Below are 15342 nucleotides of genomic sequence, written 5' to 3'. Positions count from 1 at the left end.
GTGATGCTTGCGGCTTGCCGGCGGTGACAATGAAGAAAGCAGCCGGGCAGGGCTGCGGTTGGTGAGCGCCTGCGGCTCAGGGCGCTCACGGCGCGCTATGCAGCCGCCGGTCTGCTGGCAGCGAGGGAATGGCGCGGAATGGCACAGCGCGGCATTCGGGAATCCCGCCCGAACGGCGCCGTTGCCGGGTAGCTGTGCTAGCCTAATGGAGAAGGCTGCACATTGACAGGCGAGCATGCGGGAGACGTCCCCCGGGTCCCGCTTACCGCGCCCCATGCTGCGATGCAGCACGCGCCGGCGCCATCGCGATGCGGCGCGGCTGCCTGCGTGCAGCGTCAGGATTCAGTAAGCCACCAAGCGTAAGTTTGCAGCCACGCAGCCAAGCCAATCAGGAGACAACGACATGTCCGCCATCGAATCGGTGATGCAAGAGCATCGCGTCTTCAACCCCCCCGCATCGTTCGTCGAGCAGGCGGCCATCTCCGGCATGGAGGCCTACCAGGCCCTGTGCGACGAGGCCGAGCGCGACTACGAGGGCTTCTGGGCGCGCCACGCACGCGAGCTGCTGCACTGGAACCAGCCCTTCACCAAGGTGCTCGACGAGAGCGACGCCCCTTTCTACAAGTGGTTCGAGGACGGCCAGCTCAACGCTTCCTACAACTGCCTGGAGCGCAATCTCGAGAACGGCAACGCCGACAAGATCGCCATCGTCTTCGAAGCTGACGACGGCACCGTGACCCGCGTCAGCTACCGCGAGCTGCATGCGCGCGTGTGCCGCTTTGCCAACGGCCTGAAATCGCTCGGCATCGCCAAGGGCGACCGTGTGGTGATCTACATGCCGATGTCGATCGAAGGCGTGGTCGCGATGCAGGCCTGCGCCCGCATCGGCGCCACCCACTCGGTGGTGTTCGGCGGCTTCTCGGCCAAATCGCTGCAGGAGCGCCTGGTCGATGTCGGCGCGGTGGCACTGATCACCGCCGACGAACAGATGCGCGGCGGCAAGGCGCTGCCGCTCAAGGCCATCGCCGACGAGGCGCTGGCGCTGGGCGGCTGCGAGGCCGTCAAGAACGTGATCGTCTACCGCCGCACCGGTGGCAAAGTCAGCTGGAGCGAAGGCCGCGACCGTTCGATGGAGGACGTATCCGCCGGACAGGCGGACACCTGCGAGGCGGTACCGGTCGACGCCGAACACCCGCTCTTCGTGCTCTACACCTCCGGCTCCACCGGCAAGCCCAAGGGGGTGCAGCACAGCACCGGCGGCTACCTGCTGTGGGCCTTGATGACGATGCGCTGGACCTTCGACGTCAAGCCGGATGACCTCTTCTGGTGCACGGCGGACATCGGCTGGATCACCGGCCACACTTATATCGCCTACGGCCCGCTGGCAGCCGGCGCGACCCAGCTGATGTTCGAGGGCGTGCCGACCTATCCGAACGCGGGCCGTTTCTGGGACATGATCCAGCGCCACAAGGTCAGCATCTTCTACACGGCGCCGACGGCGATCCGCTCGCTGATCAAGGCGGCCGACGCCGACGAGAAGATCCATCCGCGCCAGTACGACCTGTCCAGCCTGCGCCTGCTGGGCACGGTGGGCGAGCCGATCAATCCCGAGGCTTGGATGTGGTACTACCAGAACATCGGCGGCGAGCGCTGCCCGATCGTCGACACCTTCTGGCAGACCGAGACCGGCGGCCACGTGATCACGCCGCTGCCGGGCGCGACGCCGCTGGTGCCGGGTTCCTGCACGCTGCCGCTGCCGGGCATCATGGCGGCAGTGGTCGACGAGACCGGCAACGACGTGCCCAACGGGCATGGTGGCATCCTGGTGATCAAGCGTCCGTGGCCGTCGATGATCCGCACCATCTGGGGCGATCCGGAGCGCTTCAAGAAGAGCTACTTCCCCGAGGAGCTGGGCGGCCGCCTGTACCTGGCCGGCGACGGTTCGATCCGCGACAAGGACACCGGCTACTTCACCATCATGGGCCGCATCGACGATGTGCTGAACGTGTCCGGCCATCGCATGGGCACCATGGAGATCGAGTCGGCCCTGGTGGCCAACCCGCTGGTGGCGGAGGCGGCCGTGGTGGGCCGCCCCGACGACACCACCGGCGAAGCGATCTGCGCCTTCGTCGTGCTCAAGCGCGCGCGTCCGGATGGCGCCGAGGCCGAGCAGATCGCCGCCGAGCTGCGCAACTGGGTGGGCAAGGAGATCGGCCCGATCGCCAAGCCCAAGGACATCCGCTTCGGCGACAACCTGCCCAAGACCCGTTCCGGCAAGATCATGCGGCGCCTGCTGCGCTCTCTGGCCAAGGGCGAGGAAATCACGCAGGACACCTCGACGCTGGAGAACCCGCAGATCCTAGACCAGCTCAAGCAGGCACGCTGATCCGGGCGCAGCGGCGTGACGGCCCGGCGCCCGCGCGGCGCCGGCCGCACGCCGGCCCGTCGCGCCCCGCTTCCGTGCCGCCACGTTCTATTCCATGCCCGACGACCAGTCGCGCTTCCGCCGCCGGCTGACGCTCTACTACAGCCTGTTCACGCTCGGGCTGTTGGGCTTCGTCGGCATGATGTCGCTGCTGGAACGGTCCAGCAGCGATGCCCTGTGGCTGGGCTATGTCTTCCTCTTCGTCACCATCGCGATCTATGCCTGCATCGGGCTGATCTGCCGCACCTCCGACCTGACCGAGTACTACGTGGCGGGCCGGCGCGTGCCGGGCGTCTTCAATGGCATGGCGATCGCCGCCGACTGGATGAGCGCGGCCTCCTTCATCGGCCTGGCCGGCATCGTCTTCGCCTCGGGCTATGAAGGACTGGCCTATGTGATGGGCTGGACCGGCGGCTACTGCCTGGTCGCCTTCCTGTTGGCGCCTTACCTGCGCAAGTACGGCGGCTACACCATTCCCGACTTTCTCGCCGCCCGCTACGGCAACGGCCGCCCGGGCGGAAACTTCGCCATGCGCGGCATCGCCGTGCTGGCCGCCTCGCTCTGCTCGTTCGTCTACCTGGTCGCGCAGATCCAGGGGGTCGGGCTGGTGGTGACGCGCTTCATCGGCGTCGAATTCGCCGTCGGCGTGTTCTTCGGGCTGGCCGGCATCCTGGTCTGCTCCTTCCTGGGCGGCATGCGGGCCGTCACCTGGACACAGGTGGCGCAGTACATCATGCTGATCGTGGCCTTCCTGGCGGCGGTGTCGATGATCGCCTGGAAGCATCACCACCAACTGCTGCCCCAGCTCGGCTACGGGCCGCTGCTGGCGCAGATCGACCGGGAGGAGCGCCGGCTCGACCAGGACCCGGCCGAACGCGCGGTGCGGAAGTTCTACGCAGACAAGGCGGCCGCCCTGCAGATCCGCATCGCCCGCCTGCCGCAGTCCTTCGAGGAAGAGCGCGATGCGCTGACGGCGCGGCTGGAGTCGCTGCGCGTGCGCAACGCGCCGCTGCGCGAGATCAAGGAACTGGAGCGCGAGCGGCTGGCCTATCCGCGCGACGCCGCCGAGGCGCACCAGCAGTGGACGCAGATGCGCGACGACGCGCTCGCGCGCAGCCTGCCCTCGAAGTCCTCCACCGAGCCGTTTCCCGCGGCGAGCGAGGGCGAGCGGGATGCCAAGCGCCTGAACTTCGTGCTGCTGGTGTTCTGCCTGATGGTGGGCACCGCCAGCCTGCCGCACATCCTGACCCGGCTGTACACCACGCCGTCGGTCAAGGAGACGCGCAATTCCGTCGCCTGGGCGGTGTTCTTCATCGCCTTGCTCTATGTCTCCGCGCCGGCGCTCGCGGCGCTGGTCAAGGTGGAGTTCCTGCAACACCTGGTGGGCACGCCCTATGCGGAACTGCCGCAGTGGGTGGTGCAATGGCGCAAGGTCGATCCGCCGGTGTTCACGCTGCGCGACGTCAACGGCGACGGCATCGTGCAGTGGGCGGAGATCCTGATCCAGCCCGACATGATCGTGCTGGCCGCGCCGGAGATCGCCGGGCTGCCCTATGTGATCTCCGGCCTGGTCGCGGCCGGCGCGCTGGCCGCCGCGCTGTCCACGGCCGATGGCCTGCTGCTGACCATCGCCAACGCCTTGTCTCACGACGTCTTCTATCACATGGTCGATCGTCAGGCGAGCCACCAGCGCCGGGTGACCACGGCCAAGGTACTGCTGCTGGGGGTGGCGCTGTTCGCTTCGTACGTGACCTCGCTGCGGCCGGGCAATATCCTGTTCCTGGTCGGTGCCGCCTTCTCGCTGGCCGCTTCCAGCTTCTTCCCGGTGCTGGTGCTGGGCATCTTCTGGCGCCGCACCACGGCGGCGGGCGCGGTGGCCGGCATGGCGGCGGGACTGGGGGTGGCCATCTACTACATCTTCGTCAACTATCCCTTCTTCACGCGCATGACCGGCATCTTCGGCGACCGCTGGTTCGGCGTCGACCCGATCGCATCCGGCGCCTTCGGCGTGCCGGCCGGCTTCATCGTGGCCATCGTCGTCAGCTTGCTGACACCGCGCAACGCGCCGGTGATCGACCGGCTGGTCGGTTACCTGCGCAAGGGCTGATTGCACGGGGCTTGCCCGTCTTTTCGCTTGTTCCCGCAGGAAGTACTGGATTCGAAAAATAACTCTGTTATAATCGCGGACTTCCCGGAGAGATGGATGAGTGGTTTAAGTCGCACGCCTGGAAAGCGTGTATAGGTTAATAGCCTATCGGGGGTTCGAATCCCCCTCTCTCCGCCACTGAATACATAAGGCTTAGCGGGTTGGTTGCACTAACCGCTGGGTCATAGCAAAGGGCTTGGGTCATGGAAACGTGACCCAAGCCCTTTTTGTTTGCCTGCAGCGGGGCCACCACCTCCGGTTTCCGCCGGTACACCCGCTTGGTCGTCGCCGTGCTCGCGTGAGACATCAGGGCTCGCGCGTGCTCAAGGTCTTCGGCGTCGTTCGCCGCCTTGGCGCGGATGTCGTGCTCGTTGAAGGGCACTGTGACGTCCGTCTCCGCTATCCCCCGCTCCATGAAGTTCCGCCCAAGCGATTCCCACCCGCCGGCGCGGCCGCTCTCCTCGTTGACGTAGCCCTGGCCGCATGGCTCCGCTGGATTTCATCGTTCGGCGACTGCTTTGGGGCGACGAGATCGACCAAAGCCCGGGACCGCAATGGGTCGATAAGCGACCTTGGGTTTCCCAGGAGCCGGCGAATCCTTTTTTGCTCGCTCAGGCCTGCTCGACCAGCAGGTCCATCTGCACCTCCAGCGCGGTGGCCAGCTTCTGCAGCACGTCGACGCTTCCATCGCGCTTCCGGTTTTCCATCTGGCTCAAGTAGGGCTTGCTGATGCCGGCGGCCGAGGCGAGCGCCTCCTGCGTGATGCCTCGGTGCTCGCGCCATGCCTTGATCGGATGGTCGCCCGCCAGTTCGGCCTTGAGTACAGCATGCGGAATGCGGGTGCCATCGTCTTCCGCCATCGCTTGCTTCAGCATAGCGGCATCGTCCAGATCCTCGATCAGGTCTTTGACCTTGTCCCAGATCTCGATGGGCACCACCGCATATTCGCGGTGGCCGTCGCGTTCGATGAATTGGATATCGATCATTTGTATGCGCCTCCGCGCGGATTGATTGCCAGCACGACGATCACCAGTCAGCCGTCCTCGATTCGGTATAGCACGCGCCAATCGCCCACGCGCAGCCGGTATCCCTCGATGCCGGCCAGCTTCTTGGCGTCAGGGTTCGGCCCGTAGGGGTCCGCCGCCAGCGCTTCGATCTTCGCCATGATCGTGGCCGCCACGTTCCGGGCAAGGGCCGCGCCCTGCGGCCGGTGCTGATCTTTGCGCGCGAGGCCAGCTACTCGCCGCGTCTCAGATTCGAGCGGGTCGCGCGCGAGACTGGTGCTGTCGATCCGGGCCGGCGCGGCTGGCTGGCCGGGTTTGCCGCCGCGGCGGCCCTGGCTGCTCTGGGCGGGCGGGCGCAGGGGCTGCGCGCGCAACCCGGTGCCGCACGCATGCAGCCGGTGGGCGTCATCGGTGCCGGCCATATCGGTGGCACCATCGGCGGCTTGTGGGTGCAGGCCGGCCATCCAGTGCTGTTCTCGTCGCGTCATCCTGACGAATTGCGCCCGCTGGCGCAGGCAGGCTCCGTGGCACAGGCCATCGCCTTTGCGGACGTGGTCTTGCTGGCGGTGCCGTACAAGGCGCTGCCCGAGATCGCCCGGGACTATGGGCGGGCCCTGTCGGGCAAGGTGGTGATAGATGCGACCAATGCCTTTCGCGAGCGCGACGGCGATGCTGGTGCGCTGGCGCTGCGTGACGGCATCGGCATCACGACCGCGCGATTCTTGCCCGGCGCCCGGGTGGTACGCGCCTTCAATTTCATGGCGGCGGCTGCCTTCGCCAGCGAAAGCCACCATGCCGGCGAGCCGGTGGCGGTGCCGATCGCAGGCGATGACCCGCAGGCGCTGCGCGTGGCCAAGCAACTCGTGCGCGATGCAGGTTTCGAGCCGGTCGTGGTGGGCGGCCGCGCCAGCGCCGACAGTTTCGCGCCAGGCGGTCCGCTGTTCCACCAGATAGGCTCGGCGCAGGCGATGCGGGAGCGTATCGCGCGGCTGCCGAACCCGGCTGGCGCGCGATAGTCGATAGTCCATTGTGTCATGCGAAAAGCACCGCCGATCGACAGCGCCTACGGCAGGAGGGCCGGATCAAACGCGCGGGCGCGGCGCCGCGTGCAGCACCATCGCCAGCAGGGGATGCCAGGCCAGCCACGGCGCCCACGCCGTCCAGGTTGCCCAGATCGTCCATGGCGCCAGCAACCAGCCTTCCACCGCGTGCGCGCCGGCCGGCACGGCTACGCCGCGCAGCCAGCGCTCCATCGCTCGCTCGTCGGCCTGGAGGGTGAGGCTCAGGCCCCACTGGGAGCCACCGTCCGGCAGCGAGCGGTGCAGCCACTCGATGTCGGCGGCGGGTAGCGTCGCCGAGACACGTGTTTCCCGTACGCGCCGGGGGCCGCCCTGCGTGCTCATTTCGGTTCGGCCACTACGCGCAGATAGGGTTTCAGGGTGCGGAAGCCTTGCGGGTACTTCTTCTTGGCGTCCTCATCGGAAACCGAGGTCGGGATGATCACGTCGTCGCCGGGCCGCCAGTTCACGGGCGTGGCCACGGTGTGGCGCGCGTTGAGCTGAAGGGCGTCGAGCAGGCGCAGCACTTCGTCGAAGTTGCGCCCCGCGCTCATCGGGTAGACCAGCATCGCCTTGACCTTCTTGTCCGGGCCGACGATGAAGACGGAACGTACCGTGGCGTTGTCCACTGCCGTGCGCGGTCCGCCGCCGCTGGCGTTGGGGTGGATCATGTCGTAGAGCTTGGCGACGGTCAGGTCGGCGTCGCCGATCAGCGGGTAGTTGACCGCGTGGCCCTGGGTCTGCTCGATGTCCTGCACCCAGCGCTGGTGATCGGATACCGGGTCGATGCTGAGGCCGATGATCTTGGTGCCGCGCTTGTCGAACTCCGGCTTGAGGCGCGCCATATAGCCCAGCTCGGTGGTGCAGACCGGCGTGAAGTCTTTCGGGTGGGAGAACAGGATCGCCCATTTGTCGCCGATCCAGTCATGGAAGCGGATTTGGCCTTCGGTGGTGTCTGCGGTGAAGTCGGGGGCTTCGTCGCCGATGCGGATCGACATGGTTGACCTCCATGAGCAAGGTGGCAGGTATGCGAATCGGATGGGTTGCCGGCGAGGGGCCGGCCAAGCCAGTATAGGCTGCTTGCGCAGCACCGATTCTTAGCCGGGAGTAGACTCATCGGGCAAGGGGCGCGGCCGCGTGCATGTGAGCGGCCGAGTCCGCGCGGTGCCGGCGGCGGGCACCGGTGCCGGTCCTGTCCGATGCGGCCCGTCCGTTGAGATTAGGGGGCGAGTGATGATCAAGCGTCAGATTCAGGATTTCCCGGTCGCGGAACGGGAGCAGATGGCGGAGATCTGCAAGCGCGTAGGTCTGGCGCCGGGCGATTTCGAGGTGACGGACGAGACGCGTGACGCAGGTGCCGGCAGCGATGCCAGCGTGGCCACGCGCAAGGTCTCGGTCAAGCGTGCCGGCACGGAGGCACAGAGCGTCTACGAGGACGATCCGCCCGGTACCTGGCTGGAGCAGTTCGAAAGCGACCTGGAGTGCGGCTTGTTCGGGCCGCTGTCTGCCTAGCCGCAGCGTGCGGCGTCGCTTGCGCCGGCATCCGCGCCAGGGTCGGCGAGCGGCCACTGGGCAGGCCATGCCGCCACCGCAGTGGCCGGAACCGCGCGCGAGAACAGGAAGCCTTGCCCGACCTGGCAACCGTGGGTGGCCAGAAAGCGGTGCTGGAAGGTGCTGCTGACACCCTCCGCCACCACGGTGAGGTCGAGGCTGCGTCCGATGCGGATCACGGCTTCCACCAGCGTGCGGGCTTCCGCGCTCGTTTCCAGCGAGACGAGGAAGGAGCGGTCCAGCTTGATCTCGTCCACCGGCAGGCGCATCAGCCGGCTCAGCGTCGAGAAGCCGGTGCCGAAGTCGTCGATCGAGAGCGGGACGCCGAGCCGCCGCAGGGCCGCGACGCTGGCACCGGTGCCGGCCGAATGCTCGAGGAATACGCTTTCCGTGATCTCGATGATCAGGTCCGCCGGCACCAGCCCGTGACGCGCCAGGGTCTGCTCGATGCGGCCGGGCAGCGCGGGATCGCGCAGGTCGATCGGCGACAGGTTGACTGAGATGCGCGGTACGCCGACGCCGGCCGCGCGCCACTGCGCCAGCTGTGCGCAGGCGGCCTCGATCGCCCACTTGCCCAGCGCGGTGATCAGGCCCTCCTCCTCGGCCAGCGGGATGAAGCGGGAGGGCGTGATCTCTCCCCGTTGCGGGTGGAACCAGCGCGCCAGTGCCTCGACGGCGCACAGCCGGCCGTCGGCCAGCCGTATCTGCGGCTGGTAGTACTGCTGCAGCGTGCCGTTTGCCAGCGCGGCGCGCAGCTCGGTGGCCAGCTCACGATGCTCGGCCAGGCGCCGCGCCACCGCCACATCGTAGATGCCGATCTGGTGGCCGCCACCCTTCTTGGCCTGGTACATGGCCAGGTCTGCCTGCTTGAGCAGGGTCGGGCCGTCGCAACCGCTGCCGCTGAGCGCGCTGGCGCCGATGCTGGCCGAGGCGGGCAGGGCTTGCCCGCCGCCGGCGGGGGGCGCAGCCAGGGCAGCCAGCAGCGCCTCGGCCAGCGCCTTGGCGCGGGCCAGGTCATGGTCCGGCAGGACCACGCCGAATTCGTCGCCGCCCAGGCGGCCGATCGTGCCGGCCTGGCCGACCACGCCGGCCAGGCGCGCCGCCACGTTGCCGAGCACCCGGTCGCCCATGGCATGCCCGTCGGCTTCGTTGACCCGCTTGAAGTCGTCGATATCGATGAACAGCACGGCCAGCGCCTGCCCCGTGGCTCGTGCCGACGCCACCGCATCGTCGAGGCGTGCCAGCAGCAACTGGCGGTTGGGCAATCCGGTCAGCGGATCGTAGTAGGCCAGGCGCTCGATGCGTTCGCGCGCGGCGTCGCGTTCGAGCGCCAGCGCGCACAGGTAGGTGCCCACGTCGACCAGGCTGCGGTGCAGCGCGTCGGGACCCCGGCATTCGTGGAAATACAGCGCGAACACGCCGGCGACCTGACCGTCGTAGGTCTTGATCGGCGTCGACCAGCAGGCCTTCAGGCCGTGCGGCAGGACCAGGTCCCGGTAGGCGGCCCACAAGGGGTCGCTGGCGATGTCGGTGACCAGCACCGGCTTGCCGAAGTGGGCGGCAGTGCCGCAGGAGCCCACCGTCGGCCCGATCTCCAGTCCGTCGATCCGGCTCACGCATGCCGCGGGCAGTCCGGGGGCTGCCAGGGTGCGCAGCCTGCCGTCGGCGATGCGGACCACGCTGACCAGAACCCCAGGGGACACCGCTTCGATCTGCCGGCACAGGCTGTCCATCATCTCTGCGCTGGACACGTCCTTGGCCAAGGCCTCCAGTGCCTTGCGCTGGATGGTGTCACGCAATTTGGTGTCGCTGATGTCCGTCAGCGTGCAGATGGCGCCCGTGATCGCGCCGTCGGCCTGCCGCAGCGGGTTGATTGCCGTGGCGAACCAGCGGGGCCGGCCATGGCGGTCGGCGAGCAGGGCTTCGCGGTGCAGCATCGTGCCCTGCCTGAGTTCGTCCAGCATCTGCGCCAGATGCGCTTCGCTGGTGCGGGCGGGGCGCATCAGGTCCAGCGCGCGGCGCCCGACCGCCTGGTGGCGCTGCAGTCCGAAGACACTGGTGAAGGCGCGGTTGACGTGGCTGACATAGCCGTCCAGGTCGAGGAACAGGACAGGGTTGCCGGCGTGATCGAGATAGGCCGAGGAAAGGGCGGACGCGCGGCCACCGTCGTCGGGCGCGGCGAAATAGGCCAGCTCGCCGCTATCGAGGCGGGAGGTATGCAGGCGAACGGCGAGCCTGCCGCCGTCCTGGGGCGGGCGCTGCAGCACCGGTGGCACGGCGCCATTGCCACCCTCGGGCGGCAGGCCCAGCTCCGCGGCGGCGCGGCCGATCGCTTCGGCACGGATGCATTCCCACAAGGCCTGCGCCGCGGCATTGAAGAGCACCACACGCCCCTCGGCGTCGACCACGACCACAGCGTCGACGGCCTGTTCGAGCGCTGCTTGCCCTAGCGCCTGACATTGCATCTTGGTCCGTTCTCCGCACGGTTGCGTTGGGATTCCTGCGCCGCGACATGGCTGCGCCGGCCGAGTATATGCCATGGGCACGGCCGGTGGGAATGGCCGGGACTCGTCCCGGGCCGGAGCGCCGGTCGGCTCAATGGCCGATGTCCAGCACGGCCGCGCCGGCAAGGCGGCCGTCGCGCAGGTCTGCCAGCGCCGCGTTGGCTTGCTCCAGCGGGTAGAGCGTGGTGTGGGTGCGCAGTGGGATGGCGGCGGCCAGCCGCATCAGGTCGATGCCATCCGCCCGCGTCAGGTTGGCGACGGAGAGCAGGCGCCGCTCCTCCCACAGCAGGCGGTAGGGGAAGGCCGGCAGGTCGCTCATGTGGATGCCCCCGCAGACCACCGTGCCGCCCTTCGCCACTGCGCCCAGGGCGAGCGGCACCAGCGCGCCGACCGGTGCGAAGATCAGGGCGGCATCCAGGACGGCGGGCGGCGCCTCGCCGCTGGCGCCCGCCCAGCGGCAACCGGTCTCGCGCGCGAGCTGCTGCGCGGCCTGGTCCCCCGGGCGCGTGAAGGCAAATACCTCTCGCCCCTGTGCGACCGCGATCTGGGCGACCACGTGGGCGGCAGCGCCGAAGCCGTAGATGCCGAGGCGCGCCGCTTCGCCGGCCAGGCGCAAGGTGCGGTAGCCGATCAGGCCGGCGCACAGCAGCGGCGCCACGTGTTCATCGTCATAGGCGTCCGGCAGGGCGAAGCAATAGCGGCTGTCGGCGATGGCATATTCCGCATAGCCGCCATCGCGTGTGTAGCCGGTGAATCGCGGCGCGTCACACAGGTTCTCGCGCTGGGCGAGGCAGAACGGGCAGTGCCCGCAGGTATGGCCGAGCCAGGGCACGCCCACGCGCTGTCCTGCCTGGAAGCCGCTGACGCCGCTGCCCAGGGACTCGACCCGGCCGACGATCTCGTGCCCCGGGATCAGTGCCGGCTTGGGGTGCGGCAGGTCGCCGTCCACCACGTGCAGGTCGGTGCGGCACACGCCGCAGGTACTGACGGCGATGCGCAGTTCGCCCGGCCCCGGCTCCGGCACCGGTACGTCGCGCGGATGCAGCAGCGGGCTGCTGCCATCGAAGATCATGGCACGCATGGTTTGCGGCATGGCGGGCTCCGGTGAGGACATGTCGGCTCATGCCCGGCGGGCACGGCAGGATCGGTGCGGACGGGCCGCAGGCGTGCATCCAGTATGGCGGGCACCGGGCCAGGCTGCTTGATCGGTATCAAGGTGCTGTGCCGGCCGCTTTGCCATGCTATCCCCCTTTGCGTGGGGCGGCCGGGCTGGGTCGGGCCGGTCCGGCGCTATGATCGGGGTACCGGCCCGCCGGACTCGCGGGCGATCTGCGCAACACGCCGATACTTCATCCGAGAGGTGGCGACATGGACTTCAAGACGGTGCTGGTGGAAATGGGCGACGACGAGGGCGGCGACGCGCGCATCGAGGCAGCGGCCGCACTGGCTGCCCTGGGAGGCGATGGGCACGTGGTCGGCGTGACGGCCACGGGTTTCCGTCCCGATCCGTTCCGGGGCGCGGGTGAGGAAGCCGGCCGCTATGCCGCCCAGGCCGAGCAGCGCCAGCAGCAGCGCCGCGCGGCGGACGAGGAACGCCTGCGCCGCATCGTGGCACAGGCAGCGCCCAGCCTAAGCTGTGCCCACATGCTGCTGGCCGAGGATCCTGGCTGGGCTCTGGCCTTGCAGGGCCGGCTGGCCGACATCATCCTGGTGGCGCGTCCGCCGGTGCCCGACCTGGCGCCGGTGCTGGCGGCGCAGACTGCCGAGTACGTGCTGCTGAATGCCGGCCGGCCGGTGCTGGTGCTGCCGCCGCAGGTGCGCCGCGTCGAGGCGCGCCATGTTGCGGTGGCCTGGGATGGCCGGCGCGAGGCAGCCCGCGCGGTCGCCGATGCGCTGCCCTTGCTCAGGCGCGCGCAGCGGATCAGCCTGGTCTCGATCGATCCGGAGGGGCGCGGCGTGGCACAGGGCGATGGACTGGCCGCGTACCTGGCGCGGCACGGGATCCGCGCCGAACCGGTGCCGGTGCCGACGCAGGAGGCGGTCGGCCCCGCGCTGCTGCGCGCCGTCGGCCATCTGCACGCCGATCTGCTGGTGGCCGGTGGCTATGGCCACTCGCGTGTGCGGGAACTGGTGATGGGGGGCGCCACCCGGGTATTGATGCGGCACGCCGAGGTGCCGCTGTTGATGTCGCATTGAGCCGCCGGCGCCACCGCGGGCGTCGCCGTGCTCAGTCGACCGTGACGATGATCGCGACGCGGCGATTCTGTGCGCGGCCCTCGGGGGTATGGTTGTCCGCCACCGGCCGGCTCATGCCCAGGGCACGCACTTCGATATCGTCGCGCGCGAAACCCGCGCTCACCAGCACGCCGGCGATGGCCTGCGCGCGGCGCAAGGAGAGCTTCAGGTTGTAGTCGGTGCTGCCGGCGTCGTCGGTATGGCCGTCCAGCCGCACATGGTCGATGCCGGCGCCCAGCAAGGCCTGCCCGATCCTGCGCAGATTGCTTTGCCGTTCGGGCGGGATCGCATCGTCGTCGAAGCCGAACAGCACCTTTTCCGACAGGTCCAGTTCCCAGCCCAGGCCAGTCAGGTGGAAACCCTGCTGCCGCAGCGTTTCCACCTGCTGTGCGGTGAGCTTGCGGTACGGTGCGGTCTGGCAGCCGGCCAGGGCCAGGGCGCCAGCTAGCAGCAGTGCCGCCGCGGCGCGGGCGCAGGCATGCGCCGATGCGGTCTTGCGGGTGGTTCGTGCAGTGCCCACGTCCCTCCTCCCTTTTCTTCTCCCCTAGTCGGCGCCGTCCGGCGGGGGGGCGCTTTGCCAGGTGCCCCCCGAGCGGCGCTTGGCGCCATACATGGCGCCGTCCGCCGCCCGCAGCAGGGCTTCCGCCGTGCCGCCATGCGCCGGATAGGTTGCGATGCCGATGCTGACCGGGGCCGTGACCGATGTGCCGGATTTCAGCATGATCGGCTCGCGCAGGCTCGACAGGATGTGCTCCACCACACGGATCGCATCCTGCGGCCGCTGCAGCGGGGCCAGCAGCACGGCGAACTCATCGCCGCCGAGCCGTGCCACCAGGTCCGTTTCGCGCAGGCAGGCGCGCACGCGGGCCGCCACGCTGATCAGTACCTCGTCGCCGGCGGCATGGCCGAAACGGTCGTTGATGTCCTTGAAGGCATCATTGTCGAGGTACAGCACGGCCGCGTGCCGTCCTTGTGCCTGCACCGCGCGCAGCGTGCGCTCCAGCGCCTGCTCGAATGCCGTCCGGTTGAGCAGTCCGGTCAGCGCGTCGTGGCTGGCCTGGTGGGCGAGCGAGCGGTTCTCATGCTGCAACTGCTTCTGCCAGTCCTCCAGTTCGTCGAGCAGGCCGTTGAAGTCTTCTCCCAGCGCATGCAGTTCGGCGATGTGCGCGGGCGGGGTGCGCTGCTCGAAGGCACGATCCGAGCGTACCGCATGTGCCACCCGCATCAGGTTGCGCACCGGCTCGGTGATGTGCGTCAGCATGCGGCGCGACATATAGTGGGCGCTGACCGCGGTGAGCAGCAGGCAGGCCAGCAGGCCGAAGGCGCCGCTGGCGAGGAAGCTGAGCAGGTTGGCCGGATCCCCCGACAGGCGCAGATAGCCCACAGCCTGCGCATCATGCAGGATGGGTTGCTCGACCGGCTCCGCCAGCAGCAGTTCGCCGATCGCCCGGCTGAGGCCCGAGAACCGGTGGGCATCGGGGCGCCGCCATTCGGCGAGCAGGTGGTCGCCGCGGTCGTAGACGCTGGCATAGGCGACGTCCTCGCTGGCGATCAGCGCGAGGGCGTCGCGGGTGGCGGCCTTGTCGTTGAACACCACCGGGGCCTCCAGCGCGTAGGCCACCGAGCGTGCCACCAGGCGCAGGTTGTGGTCCGCGTAGACGCGCAGGGCGGTGATGCCGAGCACGGTCAGCGACAGGCCAGCGGTGCAGATGGCGATGAGCGCCACGCTCAGGTGGATGCGCCGCAGGGTGCTTTGCAGCGTCGGGCGCGTGCCGGGCCTGTTGTTTCCGATCATGGCGTGGTTCCCCGCCGACGGCCGAGTTGCAGCACGCCGGGGTGGACGTGGATGCCGCTGCGGGCCACCGAGTCGAGATTGACGCGGAAGGACACCTGCGCATCCCGCACACTGAGGCAGAACATGCTGCCGACCTCGCACTCGAAGTCTCCCTCGCTGATGACCAGTACCGGCTGGCCGCTCAGTTCTCGTCCCAGCAGCTTGCGCTTGTCATCGGTCATGGTGCCGACGTAGAGCGCGTCGCAGTCGCGCGCCAGGTCGCTGCCGGTAACGTCGACCACGCGCGTGCGCACCGGCCGCCCATTGGCCAGCGTGCCTCCATCGAGCAGCTTGGCGGAATAGAGGCTGGAGCGTTCCACGCACAGCCGCAACACCGCTGGCTCGCTCGGCCAGCGTGCGTAGCTGAGCAGGTTGAATACGGTCTTGGCTACCGCGTCCGCGCGTTGCTGCAGGGTCTGGGCTCTCGCGTCGGGCGCGTGGGCCAGCGGAAAGATAGCCAGCAGCAGCGCTAGCAGGGCCAGCACGCAAGGTGGCGGGGCGCTGCGGACGTGGTGGCTGCCGGTGCCTGCCCGGAAGGACGGAAGGAGTGGCGGACGCATGACATGGTTCGGGGCGGGCGACGCC

14 protein-coding genes and 1 tRNA gene are annotated in these 15342 nt (G+C 68.9%); 6 read left to right on the top strand and 9 right to left on the bottom strand.

Annotation, left to right across the window (positions count from 1 at the left end):
- Positions 1-403 precede the first annotated feature (403 nt).
- From acs to BKK81_RS14445, 3 genes are all read left to right on the top strand, one after another.
- On the top strand, positions 404-2386 hold the full coding sequence (acs, locus tag BKK81_RS14455; RefSeq protein ID WP_071014200.1) for an acetate--CoA ligase: 1983 nt from the start codon (positions 404-406) through the stop codon (positions 2384-2386).
- A 94-nt stretch (positions 2387-2480) separates the two neighbouring features.
- Positions 2481-4532 carry a sodium:solute symporter family protein gene (locus BKK81_RS14450; protein ID WP_071014197.1) on the top strand — a complete coding sequence of 684 codons (2052 nt, stop codon included), beginning with the start codon at positions 2481-2483 and terminating at the stop codon, positions 4530-4532.
- A gap of 86 nt (positions 4533-4618) precedes the next feature.
- A tRNA-Ser gene (locus tag BKK81_RS14445) sits at positions 4619-4709 on the top strand.
- A 473-nt stretch (positions 4710-5182) separates the two neighbouring features.
- On the opposite strand, the gene BKK81_RS14440 is transcribed toward BKK81_RS14445, so the two are convergent.
- Both BKK81_RS14440 and BKK81_RS36920 read right to left on the bottom strand, forming a co-directional pair.
- Positions 5183-5557, bottom strand: a complete 375-nt coding sequence (locus BKK81_RS14440; RefSeq protein WP_071014195.1) for a helix-turn-helix domain-containing protein — start codon at positions 5555-5557, stop codon at positions 5183-5185.
- A 47-nt stretch (positions 5558-5604) separates the two neighbouring features.
- On the bottom strand, positions 5605-5736 hold the full coding sequence (locus tag BKK81_RS36920; RefSeq protein WP_156811295.1) for a type II toxin-antitoxin system RelE family toxin: 132 nt from the start codon (positions 5734-5736) through the stop codon (positions 5605-5607).
- A 144-nt stretch (positions 5737-5880) separates the two neighbouring features.
- On the opposite strand from BKK81_RS36920, the gene BKK81_RS14435 reads away from it, so the two are divergent.
- The gene (locus BKK81_RS14435; RefSeq protein WP_071016485.1) at positions 5881-6591 is read left to right on the top strand and encodes an NADPH-dependent F420 reductase; all 711 of its coding nucleotides are present in this window, start codon (positions 5881-5883) and stop codon (positions 6589-6591) included.
- Between the two features lie 66 nt (positions 6592-6657).
- On the opposite strand, the gene BKK81_RS14430 is transcribed toward BKK81_RS14435, so the two are convergent.
- Entirely contained in the window at positions 6658-6978 is a 321-nt protein-coding gene (locus BKK81_RS14430) for a hypothetical protein (protein WP_071014192.1), read from the bottom strand.
- Entirely contained in the window at positions 6975-7631 is a 657-nt protein-coding gene (locus BKK81_RS14425) for a peroxiredoxin (RefSeq protein WP_071014189.1), read from the bottom strand. Before BKK81_RS14425 ends, BKK81_RS14430 begins: the two co-directional genes overlap by 4 nt.
- Before the next feature lie 235 nt (positions 7632-7866).
- On the opposite strand from BKK81_RS14425, the gene BKK81_RS14420 reads away from it, so the two are divergent.
- Entirely contained in the window at positions 7867-8145 is a 279-nt protein-coding gene (locus BKK81_RS14420) for a hypothetical protein (RefSeq protein ID WP_071014187.1), read from the top strand.
- Here BKK81_RS14420 and BKK81_RS14415 read toward each other — a convergent pair.
- Complete coding sequence (locus BKK81_RS14415; RefSeq protein ID WP_071014184.1) at positions 8142-10649, bottom strand: EAL domain-containing protein; 2508 nt, start codon at positions 10647-10649, stop codon at positions 8142-8144. The two genes, BKK81_RS14420 and BKK81_RS14415, sit on opposite strands and share 4 nt — an antisense overlap.
- A 130-nt stretch (positions 10650-10779) precedes the next feature.
- On the bottom strand, positions 10780-11781 hold the full coding sequence (locus BKK81_RS14410) for a zinc-dependent alcohol dehydrogenase family protein (protein ID WP_071014182.1): 1002 nt from the start codon (positions 11779-11781) through the stop codon (positions 10780-10782).
- Between the two features lie 275 nt (positions 11782-12056).
- Here BKK81_RS14410 and BKK81_RS14405 point away from each other — a divergent pair, with 275 nt between their 5' ends.
- On the top strand, positions 12057-12884 hold the full coding sequence (locus BKK81_RS14405) for a universal stress protein (protein WP_071014179.1): 828 nt from the start codon (positions 12057-12059) through the stop codon (positions 12882-12884).
- A 31-nt stretch (positions 12885-12915) separates the two neighbouring features.
- Here BKK81_RS14405 and BKK81_RS14400 read toward each other — a convergent pair whose 3' ends face one another.
- Genes BKK81_RS14400 through BKK81_RS14390 form a run of 3 tightly spaced genes read right to left on the bottom strand, consistent with a single transcriptional unit; the run spans position 12916 to position 15317 of the window.
- A complete protein-coding gene (locus BKK81_RS14400) occupies positions 12916-13443 on the bottom strand; it encodes an OmpA family protein (RefSeq protein WP_083384119.1) in 528 nt (175 codons plus the stop codon).
- A 24-nt stretch (positions 13444-13467) separates the two neighbouring features.
- Positions 13468-14718, bottom strand: a complete 1251-nt coding sequence (locus BKK81_RS14395) for a diguanylate cyclase domain-containing protein (protein ID WP_071014177.1) — start codon at positions 14716-14718, stop codon at positions 13468-13470.
- Complete coding sequence (locus BKK81_RS14390) at positions 14715-15317, bottom strand: YfiR family protein (protein ID WP_083384118.1); 603 nt, start codon at positions 15315-15317, stop codon at positions 14715-14717. Before BKK81_RS14390 ends, BKK81_RS14395 begins: the two co-directional genes overlap by 4 nt.
- Between the last annotated feature and the right edge of the window lie 25 nt (positions 15318-15342).

The organism is Cupriavidus sp. USMAHM13 (assembly GCF_001854285.1).
Lineage (GTDB): Bacteria > Pseudomonadota > Gammaproteobacteria > Burkholderiales > Burkholderiaceae > Cupriavidus > Cupriavidus malaysiensis.
This window is presented reverse-complemented; position numbering and strand designations above follow the sequence as displayed.

Coding starts and splice junctions, on each gene's coding strand:
- acs (WP_071014200.1), top strand. CDS start 404: ATGTCCGCCATCGAATCGGTGATGCAAGAGCATCGCGTCTTCAACCCC.
- BKK81_RS14450 (WP_071014197.1), top strand. CDS start 2,481: ATGCCCGACGACCAGTCGCGCTTCCGCCGCCGGCTGACGCTCTACTAC.
- BKK81_RS14440 (WP_071014195.1), bottom strand. CDS start 5,557: ATGATCGATATCCAATTCATCGAACGCGACGGCCACCGCGAATATGCG.
- BKK81_RS36920 (WP_156811295.1), bottom strand. CDS start 5,736: ATGGCGAAGATCGAAGCGCTGGCGGCGGACCCCTACGGGCCGAACCCT.
- BKK81_RS14430 (WP_071014192.1), bottom strand. CDS start 6,978: ATGAGCACGCAGGGCGGCCCCCGGCGCGTACGGGAAACACGTGTCTCG.
- BKK81_RS14425 (WP_071014189.1), bottom strand. CDS start 7,631: ATGTCGATCCGCATCGGCGACGAAGCCCCCGACTTCACCGCAGACACC.
- BKK81_RS14420 (WP_071014187.1), top strand. CDS start 7,867: ATGATCAAGCGTCAGATTCAGGATTTCCCGGTCGCGGAACGGGAGCAG.
- BKK81_RS14415 (WP_071014184.1), bottom strand. CDS start 10,649: ATGCAATGTCAGGCGCTAGGGCAAGCAGCGCTCGAACAGGCCGTCGAC.
- BKK81_RS14410 (WP_071014182.1), bottom strand. CDS start 11,781: ATGCCGCAAACCATGCGTGCCATGATCTTCGATGGCAGCAGCCCGCTG.
- BKK81_RS14405 (WP_071014179.1), top strand. CDS start 12,057: ATGGACTTCAAGACGGTGCTGGTGGAAATGGGCGACGACGAGGGCGGC.
- BKK81_RS14395 (WP_071014177.1), bottom strand. CDS start 14,718: ATGATCGGAAACAACAGGCCCGGCACGCGCCCGACGCTGCAAAGCACC.
- BKK81_RS14390 (WP_083384118.1), bottom strand. CDS start 15,317: ATGCGTCCGCCACTCCTTCCGTCCTTCCGGGCAGGCACCGGCAGCCAC.